Raw genomic sequence first — 17355 nt, forward strand, 5'->3', positions numbered from 1 at the left:
CCGGGCGGGGCGGGCGGTCACGGACCCGCCGGGGTCTCCAGGGCGTACCCCACACCGTGCACCGTACGGATCCGCTCTGCGCCGATCTTCCGGCGCAGCGCCTTGATGTGGCTGTCGACCGTACGGGTGCCGGACGCGTCGGCCCAGTCCCACACCTCGGCCAGCAGCTGCTCCCGGGAGAGCACCGCCCGCGGGGTGCCGGCCAGGCAGACCAGCAGGTCGAACTCGGTGGGGGTCAGGTGCACGTCCTCGGTGTGCACCCGGACCCGGCGCTGCGCGTGGTCGATCTCCAGGTCACCCAGGCGGAGGGTGGAGCCGCGCGGGGTGGTGGCCGCCTCCGTGGCCCGCTCCACCCGACGCAGCAGCACGTGCACCCGGGCGGCCAGTTCGCGCATGGAGAACGGCTTGGTCATGTAGTCGTCCGCGCCGACCCCGAGGCCGACCAGCATGTCGGTCTCGTCGTCGCGGGCGGTGAGCATGAGCACCGGGACGGGCCGGTGGGCCTGCACCCGGCGGCAGACCTCCAGACCGTCGAATCCCGGCAGCATCACGTCGAGGACCAGCAGCTCGGGCTGCCAGCTCTCGGCGGCCGCGACGGCGGCCGGGCCGTCCCCGGCGGTCTGCACCTGGAAGCCCTCGGCGCGCAGCCGTGCCGCGATGGCCTCGGCGATCGTCTGGTCGTCCTCGACGACGAGGACCCGCCGCTGGGCGCCGGGGGTCGCCGCGCCGCCGTTCTGCGTGGTGTGTGTCTGATCCATCTTCCCGCCCCGGTAGTCAGGTAATGGGGTGCAGCGTAGAGGAGCCTCCGGCCTGCGGCTATGTGGGGTCTAGGCCGGATTCCGGCCGAGATGGATCACGTCCGGGACACCTCGGGCAACCGGTACCTCTTCGGTCCGTACTGAGCTGAATCCGGCATTCCGCAAAGCCTCCTCGAAGGCGGTGGAGGGCTGTGCCGACCACACGGCCAGCACTCCTCCGGGGGTCAGCCGGTCCCGGCAGGTGGCGAGTCCTGAAGCGGAATAAAGGCTCCGGTTGTCCTCGGTGACGGTCCAGTCGGGGCCGTTGTCGATGTCCAGGCAGAGGGTGTCATAACGGTCGGAGGACGACATCAGGTGGTCTACCAGGTCTGTGTGCAGGATCGTTACCCGGGGATCGGCGAGGGCGGCCCCGGAGATGCTCCCGAGCGGCCCCGTCCGGTGCCAGTCGATGATCGCCTGCTCACGCTCGGCGACGACGATCCGCCCCCAGCGGTCCTGCGCGGCGGCGTGCGCGAGCGAGAAGCCGACGCCGAGTCCGCCGATCAGGACGGAGGGGCGGGTGTGGTCGGAGGCCGGCCGGTCCGGGGGGTCCGGCAGATCCCGCCGGTCCGGGAGGTCCGGCGGGTCCGGCCGGCCGAGGGCGGCGTACGCGGCGTCGACGAGCAGTCGTTCGGAGCGGCCGTCGGAGGTGTCCATCAGGAAGCAGCCGTTGGCGATGATCCCGTAGGTCGGGCCGGTGCGACGGAGCACGACCTCGCCGTACGGGCCGGTGCGGCGGTCGAGCGTGACGGTCTCGGACGGAATGCGCGCGGTCGGGACGGTCTCTGTCATGTGATCTCCAACGCGCCCGCGCCGCACCGTGTTCCTGCGGTCACGCTGGATGACGGGGTCAGGGGAGCGGGACGAGGTCGATGATGCGCGCCAGGGCCGGGGGGACGTCCGGTCCGCCCGTGACCACCTCGCGGCCCTCCGCGACGAGGGCGTAGCGGAAACCGTCAGGTCCGGGGTCCGTGGCACCCGGCTGGATCCGCTCCAGCTCCGGGAAGCCGGCCGCCGCCACCGCCGCCCGCAGTTCGGCCAGCCGGTCCGGGGTCAGCCGGCCGGTGCCCACCGTCGCCCCCACCTTCAGCTGCAGGTACGACCCGTCGGCCTTGACCAGCACGCTCTCGTGCACCCCGGCGAAACCACCGCTGCGGGTGACGTTGACGAGGCGCTCTGCGGCGGGTGACGGCGCCGGAGTGGTCGGCGTGGCCGAGGCGGTCGGGGTGGCCGAGGCGGTCGGGGTGGCCGACGCGGAAGGCGGAGCGGGCCGTGGGGCGGTGGCCGTGGGGCTGCCCGGCGCGGGTGCGGCGTCGGGTTCCGGCGTCGTGCACCCTCCCAGCGCCAGTACGAGCACGCAGGCCGCGGCACCGGCACCCGCCACGGCGCGGGCACCCGCACGGGCCGCCCGGCAGAATCCGCCCACACCCCACCCCCGTAAGGTCACAGTCGACGGGACGAGTATGGAACCCGCCGCCCCCGCGGGGAAGCGTGCGGAACAGACGGAACACTGGAACCACCCGGAGGCCGACCATCAGCCGCGATCCACGGTGGCGCGTTCCGCTCCTGCCCGCAGTCACCGCCCTCGCCCTCGGGCTGTGGGGCCTCGAACGGGGCCGGAGCATGTGGCGCGACGAGTCCGTCACCTGGCAGGTGGCCCACCGCCCGCTCGCCGACCTGTGGGGCCTGCTCGACCGGGTCGACGCCGTGCACGGCCTCTACTACCTCCTCCTGCACGGCCTCTTCGCCCTCTGGGACGGCGGCCTGTGGACCCTCCGCCTCCCCTCGGTCGCCGCCACCGCCCTCGCCGCGGCCGGGGTCGCCGCCGTCGGCCGCCGCCTGGCGGGCGACCGCGCGGGCCTGTGCGCCGGTCTGCTGTACGCCGTGCTCCCGCCGGTGCAGATGTACGCCCAGGAGGGCCGCTCGTACGCGCTCGTCGCCGCGGCCGTGATCTGGTCGACGTACGCGCTGCTGCGCGCCCGCTGGGTCGCCTACACGGCGCTGCTCGTGCTCGCCTGCTGGCTGCACGAGTTCGCGGTCCTCGCCCTGCTCGCGCACGCCTTCACCGGCCGCCGCTCCCGCGGCTGGCGGTGGAGCGCCGCCGCGGTCTGCGCCCTGCTGCTCCCGCTGGCGGTGCTGAGCGCCGGGCAGGCCGGGCGGCAGCTCGGCTGGCTCGGCCGGCCGAGCGTCGCGGACTGGGCGGCGTACGCGGTGGTCGTGGCGGTCTCCCTGGCCTGCGCCCGGGGGGCGGACCGGGAGCTGGTGCGGGTGGCGCTTCCGCTGGCCCTGCTCCCGGCCGGGCTCCTGATGACCGTCTCCCTGGTCAACCCCTGGTACGTCGACCGGTACGTCCTCTACTCGCTGGCCGGTGTCGCCCTCCTCGCGGGCGCCGCCCTGCCGCGGCTGCGGCCGCGCGTCTGGATCCCGCTCACGGCCGCCCTCGCCGCGGCCTTCCTGCCCTGGAGCCTGTGGCTGCGCACGCCCGAGAGCCGCAAGGACGACGCGCTCGCCGTCGCCGAGGCGGTCCGGGCCACGGCCCGCCCCGGCGACGCCGTCCTCTTCCTGCCGTCCCGTCGCCGGGAATGGCTGCTGTCCTCCCCGGACGTCTACGCCGGGCTGCAGGACCTGGCTCTGGACCGGACCCCCACGGCCTCCCGCAGCCTGTGGGGCACGGAGCTGCCCTCGACGGAGATCCGGACCCGGCTGGCCGGGGCCGGCCGGGTCGTGGCCCTGTTGGACCCGGCGGACCAGCCGCGCGACCCGTACCCGCGGGAGGCGGTCAAACGGCAGACGCTGGTCGCGTACTTCGACCTGTGCTCGATCCGGGAGGTGCGGGGTGCCCGGGTCGCGCTCTACGCCCGCCAGGGGGAGTGCGGCTGACCTTGACCGAGTCCGGTCGGGGCATCAGGCCGGGTCGAAACCGGTTGGCCGGCCACCCGCCCCGGGCGAGGATGGGCCGCCACCCGTCCGTGATCTTCCGCCCGGAGCCGCCCGATGTCCGCAGATCCCCGCCCCCTCGGCCACCCGCTCGTCTCCGCCGAATGGCTCGCCGACCGGCTCGGCGATCCCGGCCTCGTCGTCCTCGACGCCTCGGTCGGCGCCCACCGGGGGACCGCCCGGCGGATACCCGGCGCCCGGCCCTTCGACCTCGACGGCGCACTCTCCGACCACTCCTCGCCCGTACCACACACCATGCCGTCCGCGGCCGCCTTCGCCGAGGCGGTGCGCGCCCTCGGCGTGGACGACACCAGCGCGGTGGTGGCCTACGACGCCGCCGGCGTCTACTCCAGCGCCCGCGCCTGGTGGATGCTGCGCGCGATGGGCTTCGACCGGGCGGCCGTCCTGGACGGCGGCCTGCCCGCCTGGGAGGCGGCCGGTCTGCCGGTGGAGCGACGGCCGGCCTCGTACGAGGGACCGCGCGGCTCCTTCACCGCCCGGCCCCGCCCCGGACTGCTGGCCGACAGCGCCGAGGTGCTCACCGCGCTCGCCGACCCGGCCGCCACGGTCCTCGACGCCCGCAGCCGCGGCCGTTTCGCCGGCACCGCCCCGGAACCCCGCCCGGGCCTGCGCCCCGGCCACATGCCGGGAGCCCGCAACCTCCCCTTCACCGAGCTCCAGACCTCCGACGGCCGGATGCTCCCGGTGCCGGAGCTCCGTGCCGCCCTCGCCGCCGTGGCTCCCGCCACGGACCGGCTGTTCTTCAGCTGCGGCTCGGGCGTCACGGCCTGCGTCCTGGCCCTGGCGGCCGACCTGGCCGGCCACCGGGACCTCACGGTGTACGACGGCTCCTGGAGCGACTGGGGCCGCGAGTCGGACCTGCCGGTCACCACCACCGGCTGACGGGCCTGACCGGAGGCGGCGGCTTCAGCCGGCCGGCCGAAGCGCCTTCGGGGACCCCAGGAGAGCCGCGGGCAGATAACCGGACCGGACGGCGGGCTCCCAGCCGTGCACCTGGACGGCGAGGGCGGCGAGGGCCAGGGTGCCGACCGGCAGCAGGCTCCGGGGAGCCGGATCGGCTCCCACTGCGTCCCGGTGCTCGGCGAGCCGGGCCGCGAGCGCCTGCTCGAAGGCGTCCCGGTCGTCGTCCAGCAGGACCCGGAGCAGGCGCTGGTCCTGCGTCAGCGGGCCGGCCGCGTCCAGCTTCCGGGCGGCCTCGGCGCGCTCCTCGGCCGTCGGCTTGCACAGCGTCACGGTGGGCCAACTGCCGGGCCGGTGCCCGCCCGACGGGGTCAGGTAGCCGCACAGCGCGTCCATCGCGGCGAGGTCCGCCGGATCCGACACCGACTCGTGGCGGGAGTAGGGGACCCCGTCCCGGACCGCGGGCGCGTAGTCGCTGCGCAGGAGCAGGCCGCTGACCCGCTCCCACTCCCACACCAGGCCGCTCACCACGCAGATCGCGAAGGCGTCGAGCCAGTCCGCGGCCGTGGCCGCCCGGTCGGTCATGTGGTCGAAGGCGATGTCCATGCTGCTGAGCTCATCGTCGATGAGCGGGAAGCGGATCTCCTGGTCACCTTCGGGGAAACAGCCGACGCTCATCACGCCCAGCGAGCACTCCGCCGCCGTCCACAGCGCGGCGCGCGCCGGGATGTCGAGCACGAGGCCACCGGCGGGCTCCTCCGCGGCGGCGCGGGCGGCGACGTGGTCGAGGAGCTCGTCCCGCATCCGGTCCAGCTCGTCCAGCCGCGCGCTTCCGTACCGGAGGTCGTACCACCGGTCGTAGGTACGCGATGTGATGCCCTCCAGCGCCCGCGCGATCCGCTCCCCGTCGACTTCGTGCACCGCCACTTCCCGCGCCACCGTCGTCCCCCTCCGCGTCCCTTGATCGTTCCAGCCGTCGCGGACGCTACCAGCGGCCTCGGACACCGCCCCGGCCCCGGCCCCGGCCCCCGCGTCCCGGCATCCGATGGCTGTTCGCCTCAGGCGAACGGGCGTTGGGGAACAGTCTCGGGCTCCGATGCATTGAGTCCGTGTAGCTCAACTTCACTGCCGGAGGGAAGATCATGGCTTCGACGTCCGTAACGCTCACCCTGCCCGTGCTGCCGCTTGACGACGAGGTCGTGCTGCCCGGCATGGTGGTTCCGCTGGACCTGACCGACGCCGAGGTGCGCGGGGCCGTCGAGGCCGCGCAGGCGGCCGTCAGGAGCGGGAAGCCCCGGGTCCTGCTCGTGCCGCGGGTCGACGGGAAGTACGCCGGCACCGGTGTGCTGGGAACCGTCGAGCAGGTCGGCAGGCTCTCCGACGGTGATCCCGGGGCGCTGATCCGCGGCCTCGGCCGGGTGCGGATCGGCGCCGGCACCACCGGCCCCGGCGCCGCCCTCTGGGTCGAGGGCGAGACCGTCGAGGAGCGGGTGCCCGACCCGCTGCCCGGGGCCGTCACCGAACTGGTCAAGGAGTACAAGGCGCTCGCCACCAGCTGGCTGAAGAAGCGCGGCGCCTGGCAGGTCGTGGACCGGGTGCAGGGCATCGAGGGCGTGGGCGCCCTCGCCGACAACTCCGGGTACTCCCCGTTCCTGACCGTCGCCCAGAAGGTGGAGCTGCTCGAGACCGGCGACCCGGTCGCCCGCCTGAAGCTCGCCGTCAAGTGGCTCAGCGACCACCTCGCCGAACAGGACGTCGCCGAGTCCATCGCCAAGGACGTGCAGGAGGGCGTCGACAAGCAGCAGCGCGAGTTCCTGCTGCGCCGTCAGCTGGAGGCGGTCCGCAAGGAGCTGCGCGAGCTGGGCGGGGAGAAGGAGGGCGAGGAGGCCGACGACTACCGCAGCCGGGTCGAGGCCGCCGACCTCCCCGAGAAGGTGCGCGAGGCCGCCCTCAAGGAGGTCGACAAGCTGGAGCGGTCCAGCGACCAGAGCCCCGAGGGCTCCTGGATCCGGACCTGGCTGGACACCGTGCTGGAACTGCCCTGGAACGAGCGCACCGAGGACGCGTACGACATCCGCGGCGCCCGCGCCGTGCTCGACGCCGAGCACTACGGGCTGGACGACGTCAAGGACCGGATCACCGAGTACCTCGCGGTCCGCAAGCGGCGCGGCGACCGCGGCCTCGGTGTCGTCGGCGGCCGCCGCGGAGGGGCCGTGCTCGCCCTCGTCGGCCCGCCCGGCGTCGGCAAGACCAGCCTCGGCGAGAGCGTGGCGCACGCCATGGGCCGGAAGTTCGTCCGCGTCGCGCTCGGCGGCGTCCGCGACGAGGCCGAGATCCGCGGCCACCGCCGCACCTACGTCGGCGCCCTGCCCGGCCGGATCGTCCGGGCCATCAAGGAGGCCGGGTCCATGAACCCGGTCGTGCTGCTCGACGAGATCGACAAGGTGGGCTCGGACTTCCGCGGCGACCCCGCCGCCGCCCTCCTGGAGGTCCTGGACCCGGCGCAGAACCACACCTTCCGGGACCACTACCTGGAGGTCGAACTCGACCTCAGCGACGTGGTCTTCCTGGCCACCGCCAACGTACTGGAGGCCATCCCCGAGGCCCTGGCCGACCGTATGGACCTGGTCCGGCTGGACGGCTACACCGAGGACGAGAAGGTCGTCATCGCCCGCGACCACCTCCTGCCCCGGCAGCTGGACCGGGCCGGCCTCGGCGCCGACGAGGTCACCCTGGAGGAGGGAGCCCTGCGCAAGCTCGCCGGGGAGTACACCCGGGAGGCCGGCGTCCGGAACCTGGAGCGGGCCGTCGCCCGGCTGCTGCGCAAGGTGGCCTCCCAGCACGAGCTGGGGGAGCGCGAACTGCCCTTCGCCATCGGCGAGCAGGACCTGCGCGGGCTGCTCGGACGTCCCCACCACGTGCCGGAGTCCGCGCAGGACCCGGCCGAGCGGCGGACCGCCGTACCCGGCGTGGCCACCGGCCTCGCCGTCACCGGCGCCGGCGGCGACGTGCTGTTCGTGGAGGCCTCCCTCGCCGACCCGGAGACCGGCGCGGCCGGGCTGACCCTGACCGGCCAGCTGGGTGACGTGATGAAGGAGTCCGCGCAGATCGCGCTGAGCTTCCTGCGGTCGCACGGCGCCGAGCTGGAACTGCCGGTCACCGGACTGAAGGACCGCGGGGTGCACATCCACTTCCCGGCGGGCGCGGTGCCCAAGGACGGACCGAGCGCGGGCATCACCATGACCACGGCGCTCGCCTCGCTGCTCTCCGGACGGCAGGTTCGCACCGACGTGGCGATGACCGGCGAGGTCTCGCTGACCGGGCGGGTGCTGCCGATCGGCGGCGTCAAGCAGAAGCTGCTGGCCGCGCACCGGGCGGGGATCACGACGGTGATCATTCCCAAGCGGAACGAGGCCGACCTGGACGACGTCCCGGCGGAGGTGCTGGAGCGCCTGGAGGTGCACCCGGTGACCGACGTGCGGCAGGTGCTGGAACTCGCGCTGAAGGACGCGGAGCTCGCCGTCACCGCCGCCGCCTGACCCCGCCCCCTCCTCCTCCCCTTCTCCTCTTCCCCTTCCCCTCCCCTTCCCCTGACCGGGGGCACGGGACGGCCCGGACCCGCCCGCTGCGGGTCCGGGCCGTCCCGCTGGGAAATACTGGTGCCTCAACACACCACGGATGGGAGCGGTACGTGCACGGGAGTGAAGACCAGGAGTTCCTCGCACTGGAGCGGGAGCTGTCCGTCTTCCTTCGGCGGGCCCGCGCATCCTCCGGAGAGATGGCCCGCGAACTCCATCCGGAGCTGGAGCCGGCCGCGTACGGGCTGCTCGTACGGCTGGAGGACGCGGGCAGGCAGCGGGCCACCGACCTCGCCGCCTACTTCGGCGTCGGCAAGGCGACGATGAGCCGTCAGCTGCGCGCGCTGGAGGACCTCGGGCTGGTCGCCCGCGAACCGGACCCGGCGGACGGCCGGGCCTTCCTGGTCGGCCTCACCCCGGAGGGCCGGGAGAGGTTCCGAGAGGTCCGGGACGCCCGGCGGGCCCGCTACATGCGGAAGCTGGCCGACTGGGACCGCGGAGAGGTGGCGGAGCTGGCCCGCCTGCTGAACCAGCTGAACGAGGGCGCGGAGTAGGCGGCGGCCGCGGTCATCCCGCCACGGCCGTACGCAGCCCCAGCGCGACCAGCACCACCGCGCTGACCCGGGCGACCGCGGCCCGGAACCCGGGCCGGCGCAGGGCCCGCACCGCTCGCCCGACCAGCAGGCTCCAGCCGAGCAGCCAGAGGGCGATCAGCAGGGCGTGCGCGGTGGCCAGCACCACGATCTGCCCGGCGAACGGGCGGGCGGGCACGACGAACTGCGGGACCAGGGTCAGGTAGATGGACGCGGCCTTGGGGTTGAGCACGTTGGCGAGGAGGGCCTGGGAGTAGGTCCCCCCGCCGCGCGCCCGGACCGGGCCGATGAGCCGGCCGAGGCGGCGGAGGCGGGGGCGGGCCCGTACGGGATGCTCAGCCTGCCGGGCCTGCCGGGCCTGCCGGGCCTGCCGGGCCTGCCGGGCCTGCCGGGCCGCGGAGTACCAGGTCCAGCCCCCCAGGCCGACGAGGTAGCAGGCCCCCGCGATCCGTACGGCGGTGAAGGCCCCCGCCGTATGCATGACCAGCGCCGACAGCCCGGCCACCGCCAGCGCGGCGTGCACGTAGAGGCCGGTGACGGTGCCGAGGACCACGGGCAGCGCCTGCCGGCGGCCGCCGTCGGTGACCCGCTGGACCAGCAGCGCCAGGCTGGCGCCGGGGGTGGCGGCGAGCGGCAGGACGGCCAGCAGGAACCCGGCGACGGCATACGGATGCACGTACACGGACCGGCCCGGCCCTACAGCACCACGCGGAAGTGCGTGGTCAGGCGCCGGTCCTCGCCCAGTACGTGGAAGGCCAGGCCGGGTGGCTGCTCGCGGTCGGCCGGCCGGTCGCCCTCCCAGGGCAGCCGCAGGGTCCAGGTGACGGCCGGCCCGACGACCAGCGGGCGCCCGGCGAACGTCGAGGCGGCCGCGGTGTGGGCGTGGCCGGTGAGGACCGCGGCCACGCGGGGGTGCGCGTCGAGCAGCACTGCCAGCCGTTCGGGCCGCTCCAGCCGGGAGGAGTCGGGCAGCGGGTGGTACAGGTCGACCGGCGGCTGGTGGAAGGCGAGCAGCGCCGGGGTGTCGTCCGGCAACCCGCTCAGCGTGCGGTCGATCCAGTTCGCCGTCACGTCGTCCAGGACACCGTGGTCCTGCCCCGGCACGGTGGTGTCGCACATCAGGACGGCGGTGCCGGCCACCTGGTGGACCCGGTTGACCGGAGCCTCCGAGGGCTCCTCGCCGAGCAGGGCCTTCCGGAAGGCGGGCCGGACGTCGTGGTTGCCCGGGCAGGTGAGCACCGGGAAGGGCGCGTCGAGCAGCCGGGCCGCCTCCTCGTACTCGGCCTCGGTGCCGTGGTCGGCGATGTCTCCGGTGACGAGCAGGGCGTCGACCGGGCGGGGCAGCGCCCGCAGGTGGTCCATCACGCGTGCGGCGCGTTCGGTGGCGCGGCGGCTGCCGTCCAGGTGCAGGTCGCTGATCTGCGCGAGCAGCAGTGTGGCCATGGCCATCCCCCTAATGGAAACCAATTGATTTACCGTTAGCGATCCTGACCCTAGGGTGTGGGGAGACGGGAGATCAAGAGCGCACGAGACCCGGGACGGGACTGGGAGGCAGTCAGGTGGAGACGAGGACGGCGCCGCGCGCGGAACACCGCCGGCCGGCCCTGGAGCTGGCGAGCACCATCCGCCACGACGGTTCGGGCGGGGTAGCCGACGACCTGGCCACCGTCGAGGGCCTGGCCTCCTGGCTGCGCGAGCAGGACGGACTGCTCCCGGCGGGGGTGCTGCCGCCGACGGCGGACGAGCGGCTGCGGGAGGAGGTCACCGCCCTGCGCCGGGCGGTACGCGCCCTGTTCGCGCGCGCGGTCAGCCCCGCGCCGCCCAGCCCGGCGGACGCGAACCGGCTGATGCCGGTCGAGGAGGCACTGGCCGCACTCAACACGGCGGCGGCGCTGGACCCGGTGGTCCCGCGGCTGACCTGGCCGGCCGGCGAGCGGCCCACCGCCGGCCTGGCGCCGGCGGGCGGCGGTGGCGCCGACTCCCGGGCCGGGCTGCTGGCCGCGCTGGCCCGTGCGGCGATCGATTTCCTGAGCGGCCCGGAAGGGGCGCAGCTCCGCGCCTGCTCGGCGCCCCGCTGCGTCCGCTACTTCCTGCGCACCCACGGCCGCCAGGCCTGGTGCAAACCGTCCTGCGGCAACCGGGCCCGCGTGGCCCGCCACGCCGAACGCCACCGCCCCACCCCCTGACCCTGCGGGACCCGGCTCCACCGAAGGTGTGGGCGCGGCTCCGCTGAGGTGTGGGCAGGCGTGCCGCCCTGCGGCACGCCTGCCCACACGGCGGTGCGGTACGGCACGCCTGCCCACACGGCGGTGGCTGCGCGGCCGCCCCGCCGGGGGCGTCAGAGCTCGGCGTAGAGCGCCGACGCGTCGTCGTGCTGCTTCCAGCGGGGCCGGACCTGTGACGGGCTCGATTCCAGGGCGCGGACGCGGTCGATCAGGCCGGCCGCCCCCTCCTTGCGGAGCACGGCCATGCAGGCCGCCCAGTCCCCTTCCCGGAACGTGTCCGTCCACCGGCTCGCGCCGTCCGTCAGCGCCGCCACCGCCCGTACCCGCTCCCGCGGCGTCCGCCCGGTCACCGCCCGCCCGGCGACCGCCGGATCCGCCGCCGCCGTGAAGAACGCGCCCTCCCGCCCGTACGCGTTGCGCAGCGCGTCCGTCGCCGCGTGCGAGCGCAGCACCTCCGCGGGGACGTGGTCCAGCCGGTCGTCCCGGACCGCCGTCACCCCGCCCTCCGGCGACTCCAGCAGCAGCACCGAATCGGAGAGCACCAGGTGCTCGACGTACGCCTCGTCCCAGCGGACCGCGACCACCGTCGCCTGCGGGGTCCGGGTGTGAGAAAGGTCACAGGAGTCCCGGTGTCCGGCCGCCGTGCCCGCGATCGCCTCCGCCAGGACCTCCATCAACGGCATGTCCCGCCGTGAACCGGACAGTTCGGTCAGCCGGCCGCCGAGCCGGGCGGTGAACCACGGCACTCCGTGCACGCAGCCGTCCGGCCCCCGGGGCGGGGTCACCCCGTCCAGCGCGACCAGTACGCCGCCCCCGCCCGAGGCGGGTGTCGCAGCGGATACCCAGTCCTCATTGGGGTGTTCCGGGTTGCCGGGAGCCGAGGCGAGGTCGATGCGCATGAGGGCAAGTGTGCCCGGGATGTCCGGAACCGCGCGGCGGTCCCGGCGCCGCCCGCGGGCTGTGCCCCGCGCCTGTCCGGCGGACTCTGGTCCGTACCAAATGCCCCGCAATGGGCCCCTCGGGGCGCCCCGGTGGAAGGCGAACCTCCGCCCCCCGGAATGTGGGCGGGCATCCTGCCAAAGCCGCCTGCGATCTTTCAACCGCCCGTCCACGGAGCGGCCCGTACCGCCCGGTGTCCGAGTTGTTCGCCAACTCATCCGTGATGTTCACTCGTTCGTGTGGCCGGGTGGGCGTTGTGCGGCTCTGTCCCAAACACACTGCAAAGGTCTGAAGCGGTACGAGGGGGCAGGGGGCGTTTACTTGTTGACCGGCCGTTACCTCGGCCACACGAGTAGACGAGCACGAGCACACGTACAGGATTGCGAGCACCGGTGCAGAACAAGCGGTCTCGGAAGAACGGCACCGCCACCACCGCCGACGGCCCCGCCATCGTCGACCTCCCCACGGGACGCCGCGTACGCGTGCGCCGCAGGCTGGTCATCGGCGTCGCCGTGGCGGGCCTCGCCGTCCTCGGCGCCGGCGCCCCTGCCGTCATTTCCGCCTCGGCCGACCTGAACGAGTCCCAGCAACTGGTGACCAGAGCCGAACAGGTCCGGCACACCCTCACCCTCGCGCACGCACTCGCCGACGAGCGGGACGCCGTCACCGAGTACATCGCCAGGGGACGCCCCGCGGCCGGCAAGGCCGCCCTGAAGGAGCGCTCCGGACGCGTCGACCGGGAGACGGCCGAGGCCCAGACGGACGCCGACGAGGCACTCGCCGTCGCCCTGGGCCGCATCGAGACCGTCCGCGGCGACGCCGTCAACGGCAAGGGCAGCGCCCTCGCCGCCAACCAGGCGTACTCCGCGGTCATCGCCGAACTCCTCGTCCCGGCGGCCGGACTGGCCGAGGACACCCCGCCCCGGGCCACCGCGGCCCTCGCCACCACCCGCCCCATGGCCCCGCTGGGCCTGGCCGCGGACCAGGCCTCGGCCACCCGTGGCCTGCTGCTCGCCGCGCTGGCCGTCCCCCGCGGCGAGCAGGGGTCGTCCTCGGCGACCGCCGGTACGTCCGGCTCTGCCGCCACGGCCGCCTCGCCCGTCGAGGAAGAGCTGACCTCGGCCGCCCAGCGCGCCCGGGTGCGCGAGCAGGGCGCCCTCGACGACTTCGACAGGGCCGCGCGGCCCGACGTACGCGAGACCCTCGCGGCCACCGTCACCGGACCGGAGGTGAAGGCGGCCGAGGACTTCCTGAACAAGCTCACCGACCGGCCCACCCTGGCCCCCGCCGAACGCAAGCTGAACGCCGAGGCCGTGGGCACCGCCCTGTCGGCCCGGCTCGACCGGATCCGGTCGGTGGAGTCCACCCTCGCCACCGAACGCGTCACCGCGCTGGCCGGCCTCCGCGACGACGACGTGACCGCACTGGAAGTGCTGATCGCGCTCCTCGGCGTGCTGTTCCTGATCACCATCGGCGTCTCCACGGCGGTCGCCCGCTCGCTGACCCGGCCCCTGTCGGTGCTCCGGCGCGGCGCCGCCCGGCTGGCCACGGCCGAGGGCTCCATCGAGCCGGTCCGCTTCACCGGCCGCAACGACGAGTTCGCCGAGGTCGTACGGTCGCTCAACTCGGTCCGCGAGATGACCGTCTCCCTGCACACGAAGATCGCCGGGCTGGACGCCGACCGGCGGCGGCTGATCGGCCGCAACGAGGCCCTGACCGCGGGACGTACGGAACTCGAGGAGCAGCTCACCGGGCTCCGGGCCGGACTCGAGGAACACCGCCGCATCATGATCACCACCTCGGTGTCGCTGTCGCTGCGCACCCTGGGCCTGGTGGAGCGGCAGCTCACGGTCATCGAGGAGCTGGAGTCCAAGGAGCAGGACCCGGACCGGCTGGCCACCCTCTTCAAGCTGGACCACCTGGCGACGGTGATGCGCCGTCACAACGAGAACCTGCTGGTGCTGGCCGGCCAGGAGCACGGCCACGGCCAGGCCGGGCCGGTGCCGCTGGTGGACGTCATGCGCGCCGCGGTCTCCGAGATCGAGCGCTACGAGCGTGTCGACCTGCAGTCCCTGCCCGCCTACACGCAGGTCGCCGGACACGCGGCCGACGACATCTCGCACGTGCTCGCCGAACTCCTGGAGAACGCCACCACGTTCTCCCCGCCGGACGCCAAGGTGAAGGTCTCGGGGCGGCTGCTGGACTCCGGCGACGTGGTCCTGTCCGTGGTCGACGAGGGCATCGGCATCACCGAAGACCGGCTGGAGCTGCTCAACCAGCGGCTGTCCACGCCCGACGCGTACGAGGCGGAGTCCGAGTCCGAGCACGGCCTGGGCCTCGGCCTGTACGTGGCCGGCCGGCTGGCGGCGGCGCACGGTGTCGAGGCGGAGCTGCGGGCCTCGCGGAGCGGGGGCACGGAGGCGCTGGTCGTCGTTCCGGCCTCGCTGCTGCCCGCGGGCGGGCCGTCCACGCCCGTGCACACGCTGAGCGTTCCCGGGGCGCCGCTGCTGCAGCTGCCGGGCGTCGTGGCGGAGGCGAACGAGAACACGTTGCCGCCGCGGCTCCGCCCGCAGCGGCCCGAACCGATCACCGAGTCGGCCGAACCGATCGCCGAGTCGGCCGAAGCGATGGCCGTGCCGGCCGAAGGCGTGGACCTGCGGGCCGAAGCAGGCCCGGTACCGGCCGAGGCCGAGCACGCCGCGGAGCCGGCGCCCGAGCCGGCCGCGGCCGAGCCTGCTGCCGCGTCGCCCGCCGCCCGGGTGGTCGACCCGGAGGAGGACTTCCCGCTGGCGGCCCCGGCCGACACCGCCGTCACGGAGCCGGCCCCGGCAGGGCGCGAGGACGAGGGAGCGGACCCGGAGGAGGACTTCCACCTGGCCCCGGCAGCCGCGGAGCCCTTCCCGGGCGAGGCGGCCGACGACTTCCACCTCGCGCCGGCCGAGGCGGCCGAGCCCGTCACGGCTGAGGCTGCCGGTGCCGGTGCCGGTGCCGGTACCGCCACCGTGCCGGAGGTGCACTTCCCGGACGCCGGCACGGAGGGCGGACTTCCGCCCGCCGAGCAGGTGTTCACGGCCTCGGCCTTCCGGGAGCCGGACCTCCGGGATCCTTCCGCCCGGGAACAGGGCGCGGAGGAGCCGGGCGCGGACGAGCCGGCCACGCCGGCACAGGACCCGGCACAGGACCCGGCACAGGACCCGGAGCAGGCCGGGACCGCGCAGGCCGAGCCGCCCGCGCAGGCCTACGTCCTGCCCGAGCCGCCGGCCGCCGGGGACCCCGAGGCGGTCCTGCCGCCCGTGAGCCAGGTGTTCCAGGTGCCCGCGCCCGAGATGGAACTGCCCCCGCAGGGCCAGGTCTTCACGGTGCCCGCACCGGAGCCGGAGGCCACGCCCGAGCCCGGGGAGCAGCTGCCCCCGCAGGGTCAGGTCCTGACGGTCCCGGCAGCGCATCCGCGCACCGACGGGCCGCAGGCGGACCGGCCGGAAGCCGAACACCCGCAGGACCGGCAGCCGGAGCAGCCGCCGGAGCAGCAGCAGGCGCAGCCGCAGGCATCGCTGCCCCAGCGCCGCCGGCCGGACCAGGACCCGCAGGGCCGACAGCCCGGGCCGTCGCACGCCCCCGTGCCGGCCCAGCCCGCCGACCCCGAGGGCGCCGTCACCGACAAGGGCCTGCCCAAGCGGACCCCGCGCGTCGTCACCGCGCCCCGGGCCACGGAGCCCAGGCCGGAACCGAAGAAGGTCGACGCCGAGGAGCTGCGCCGACGCCTCGGCGGGTTCTACCAGGGGGCCCGGGACGGGCGCCGCGTCGTGGCGGCCGAGCTCGCCGAGGGACGGGACGATCAGGGGGACACCGCACAGGAGGCACGCACATGACCGCGCCCAGTACGTACGGACTGAGCACCCAGGCCCGCAATCTGCAGTGGCTGCTGACCGATCTGGTCGAGGAGGTGCCCGGCATCGTCTCCGTAGCCGTGGTCTCCTCCGACGGGCTGCTCCTCCTCTGCTCCGACCCGGAGGCCCCGGGCGAGCAGAAGGAACAGCGGGACCGGCAGCAGCAGCGGCCCCGGGGACCCCGTGGAGCCGCCGCGGACCTGGCCACCATCGTGTCCGGTCTCGGCAGCCTCACCACGGGTGCCGCCGAGCTCATGGACGGCGGGTCGGTCAGGCAGACCATGGTCACCATGGAGCACGGCTCCGTCTTCGTCATGGCCATCAGCGACGGTTCGCTGCTGGGCGTGCACGCCACCCCCGACTGCGACATGGGCGTCGTCGCCTACCACATGGCGCTCTTCGTGGGCCGGGCCGGTCACGTCCTCACCCCCGAAGTCCGCAGCGAGCTGCGCCAGTCCATGGAAAACCCGGAGAACGTCACGTGACCGCAGCGCCGGCCGCCGCGCCCCCCTCCCGCCTGCCGATACGCGGGGCGGACCGCCGCCCCGCGCGCGTCCGCCCGTACTCGCTGACCGGTGGCCGAACCCGCTTCACCCAGGTCCTGCAGGTCGAGACGTTCGTCGCCGCCCTGGACGCCACGCCCAGGAGCGGCGACCGCATGCCCGAGATGCACGCCATCGTCGAGGTGTGCCGCCGCATGCGCACCATCGCCGAGATCGCAGCACTGCTCAAGCTGCCGATGGGTGTCGTCCGCGTGCTCGTCAGCGACCTCGCCGACCAGGGAAGGATCCGCGTCTACGGCACCGGACACGGCACCGGCCGGCCCGAACGCGCACTGCTCGAAAGGGTGCTCAGTGGGCTCCGCCGTCTTTGAACCACCGGTCGTCCCCGACGACGAACCCGTCCAGCCCTGGCAGTACGACCGCTCCCGCGCTCCCGTCGCCGTCAAGGTGCTCGTCGCGGGCGGCTTCGGCGTCGGCAAGACCACCTTCGTCTCCGCCGTCTCCGAGATCACCCCGCTCCGCACCGAAGCGGTGATGACCCAGGCCGCCGCGGCCACCGACGACTTGTCCGGCACCCCGGACAAGCGCACCACCACCGTCGCCATGGACTTCGGCCGTGTCACCCTCGACGACGACCTCGTCCTCTACGTGTACGGCACCCCCGGCCAGGAACGTTTCTGGTTCATGTGGGACGACCCGGTACGCGGCGCCGTCGGCGGAATCGTCATGGCGGACACCCGCCGGCTGCGCGACTGCTTCCCGGCCCTCGACTACTTCGAGAGCTGCGGACTGCCGTACGCCGTCGCCGTCAACCACTTCGAGGGCTCCACCTCCTACGAGGAGGACGACGTACGGGAGGCGCTGACCATCCCGCGGCACGTGCCCGTCGTGATCATGGACGCGCGGCGCCGCGCCACCGTCGTCGAATCGCTGCTGACGCTGGTGACCCACGCCCTCGACAGCACCCCGGAATAA

The 17355-nt window shown here is 74.5% G+C and carries 16 protein-coding genes; 9 read left to right on the forward strand and 7 right to left on the reverse strand.

The window, feature by feature from the left end; translation table 11 throughout:
- Positions 1-17: 17 nt before the first annotated feature.
- The 3 genes from ACGFQ9_RS19695 to ACGFQ9_RS19705 form a co-directional block, all read right to left on the reverse strand.
- Complete coding sequence (locus tag ACGFQ9_RS19695) at positions 18-758, reverse strand: response regulator transcription factor (protein ID WP_393575161.1); 741 nt, start codon at positions 756-758, stop codon at positions 18-20.
- A gap of 69 nt (positions 759-827) precedes the next feature.
- A complete protein-coding gene (locus ACGFQ9_RS19700) occupies positions 828-1589 on the reverse strand; it encodes a spermidine synthase (RefSeq protein ID WP_393575163.1) in 762 nt (253 codons plus the stop codon).
- 58 nt (positions 1590-1647) lie between these two features.
- A complete protein-coding gene (locus ACGFQ9_RS19705; protein ID WP_393575165.1) occupies positions 1648-2181 on the reverse strand; it encodes a hypothetical protein in 534 nt (177 codons plus the stop codon).
- 239 nt (positions 2182-2420) lie between these two features.
- On the opposite strand from ACGFQ9_RS19705, the gene ACGFQ9_RS19710 reads away from it, so the two are divergent.
- Together ACGFQ9_RS19710 and ACGFQ9_RS19715 are read left to right on the forward strand one after the other, a co-directional pair.
- A complete protein-coding gene (locus ACGFQ9_RS19710) occupies positions 2421-3677 on the forward strand; it encodes a hypothetical protein (protein WP_393575166.1) in 1257 nt (418 codons plus the stop codon).
- 114 nt (positions 3678-3791) lie between these two features.
- The gene (locus ACGFQ9_RS19715) at positions 3792-4637 is read left to right on the forward strand and encodes a sulfurtransferase (RefSeq protein WP_393575167.1); all 846 of its coding nucleotides are present in this window, start codon (positions 3792-3794) and stop codon (positions 4635-4637) included.
- Between the two features lie 24 nt (positions 4638-4661).
- Here the strand turns inward: ACGFQ9_RS19715 and ACGFQ9_RS19720 are convergent, their stop codons facing one another.
- Positions 4662-5582: an immunity 49 family protein gene (locus tag ACGFQ9_RS19720; protein WP_393575169.1), complete on the reverse strand. Its 921-nt coding sequence runs from the start codon at positions 5580-5582 to the stop codon at positions 4662-4664.
- 215 nt (positions 5583-5797) lie between these two features.
- Here ACGFQ9_RS19720 and lon point away from each other — a divergent pair, with 215 nt between their 5' ends.
- Positions 5798-8194 (forward strand): endopeptidase La, encoded by a 2397-nt coding sequence (gene lon, locus ACGFQ9_RS19725; RefSeq protein ID WP_393575170.1) that lies wholly within the window; start codon positions 5798-5800, stop codon positions 8192-8194.
- Between the two features lie 152 nt (positions 8195-8346).
- Positions 8347-8787, forward strand: coding sequence for a MarR family winged helix-turn-helix transcriptional regulator (locus ACGFQ9_RS19730; RefSeq protein WP_393575172.1), 441 nt, complete (start codon positions 8347-8349; stop codon positions 8785-8787).
- 13 nt (positions 8788-8800) lie between these two features.
- Here the strand turns inward: ACGFQ9_RS19730 and ACGFQ9_RS19735 are convergent, their stop codons facing one another.
- Positions 8801-9508, reverse strand: a complete 708-nt coding sequence (locus ACGFQ9_RS19735; RefSeq protein WP_393575174.1) for a LysE family translocator — start codon at positions 9506-9508, stop codon at positions 8801-8803.
- Positions 9509-9522: 14 nt separating this feature from the next.
- Positions 9523-10269: a phosphodiesterase gene (locus ACGFQ9_RS19740; protein ID WP_393575383.1), complete on the reverse strand. Its 747-nt coding sequence runs from the start codon at positions 10267-10269 to the stop codon at positions 9523-9525.
- Between the two features lie 116 nt (positions 10270-10385).
- Here ACGFQ9_RS19740 and ACGFQ9_RS19745 point away from each other — a divergent pair, with 116 nt between their 5' ends.
- Positions 10386-11012, forward strand: a complete 627-nt coding sequence (locus ACGFQ9_RS19745; protein WP_393575175.1) for a CGNR zinc finger domain-containing protein — start codon at positions 10386-10388, stop codon at positions 11010-11012.
- A gap of 152 nt (positions 11013-11164) precedes the next feature.
- Here ACGFQ9_RS19745 and ACGFQ9_RS19750 read toward each other — a convergent pair whose 3' ends face one another.
- On the reverse strand, positions 11165-11950 hold the full coding sequence (locus ACGFQ9_RS19750; RefSeq protein WP_393575176.1) for a hypothetical protein: 786 nt from the start codon (positions 11948-11950) through the stop codon (positions 11165-11167).
- 432 nt (positions 11951-12382) lie between these two features.
- Between ACGFQ9_RS19750 and ACGFQ9_RS19755 the strand changes: the two genes are divergently transcribed.
- Genes ACGFQ9_RS19755 through ACGFQ9_RS19770 form a run of 4 tightly spaced genes read left to right on the forward strand, consistent with a single transcriptional unit; the run spans position 12383 to position 17355 of the window.
- Positions 12383-15859 (forward strand): nitrate- and nitrite sensing domain-containing protein, encoded by a 3477-nt coding sequence (locus ACGFQ9_RS19755; protein ID WP_393575177.1) that lies wholly within the window; start codon positions 12383-12385, stop codon positions 15857-15859.
- Positions 15856-16362, forward strand: coding sequence for a roadblock/LC7 domain-containing protein (locus tag ACGFQ9_RS19760; RefSeq protein ID WP_393575178.1), 507 nt, complete (start codon positions 15856-15858; stop codon positions 16360-16362). Before ACGFQ9_RS19755 ends, ACGFQ9_RS19760 begins: the two co-directional genes overlap by 4 nt.
- A complete protein-coding gene (locus ACGFQ9_RS19765; protein ID WP_393575180.1) occupies positions 16359-16751 on the forward strand; it encodes a DUF742 domain-containing protein in 393 nt (130 codons plus the stop codon). Before ACGFQ9_RS19760 ends, ACGFQ9_RS19765 begins: the two co-directional genes overlap by 4 nt.
- Positions 16732-17355, forward strand: a complete 624-nt coding sequence (locus tag ACGFQ9_RS19770; RefSeq protein ID WP_393575181.1) for an ATP/GTP-binding protein — start codon at positions 16732-16734, stop codon at positions 17353-17355. Before ACGFQ9_RS19765 ends, ACGFQ9_RS19770 begins: the two co-directional genes overlap by 20 nt.

The organism is Streptomyces sp. NPDC048603, from assembly GCF_043199475.1.
Taxonomy (GTDB): domain Bacteria; phylum Actinomycetota; class Actinomycetes; order Streptomycetales; family Streptomycetaceae; genus Streptomyces.

Coding starts and splice junctions, on each gene's coding strand:
- ACGFQ9_RS19695 (WP_393575161.1), bottom strand. CDS start 758: ATGGATCAGACACACACCACGCAGAACGGCGGCGCGGCGACCCCCGGC.
- ACGFQ9_RS19700 (WP_393575163.1), bottom strand. CDS start 1,589: ATGACAGAGACCGTCCCGACCGCGCGCATTCCGTCCGAGACCGTCACG.
- ACGFQ9_RS19710 (WP_393575166.1), top strand. CDS start 2,421: ATGTGGCGCGACGAGTCCGTCACCTGGCAGGTGGCCCACCGCCCGCTC.
- ACGFQ9_RS19715 (WP_393575167.1), top strand. CDS start 3,792: ATGTCCGCAGATCCCCGCCCCCTCGGCCACCCGCTCGTCTCCGCCGAA.
- lon (WP_393575170.1), top strand. CDS start 5,798: ATGGCTTCGACGTCCGTAACGCTCACCCTGCCCGTGCTGCCGCTTGAC.
- ACGFQ9_RS19740 (WP_393575383.1), bottom strand. CDS start 10,269: ATGGCCACACTGCTGCTCGCGCAGATCAGCGACCTGCACCTGGACGGC.
- ACGFQ9_RS19750 (WP_393575176.1), bottom strand. CDS start 11,950: ATGCGCATCGACCTCGCCTCGGCTCCCGGCAACCCGGAACACCCCAAT.
- ACGFQ9_RS19760 (WP_393575178.1), top strand. CDS start 15,856: ATGACCGCGCCCAGTACGTACGGACTGAGCACCCAGGCCCGCAATCTG.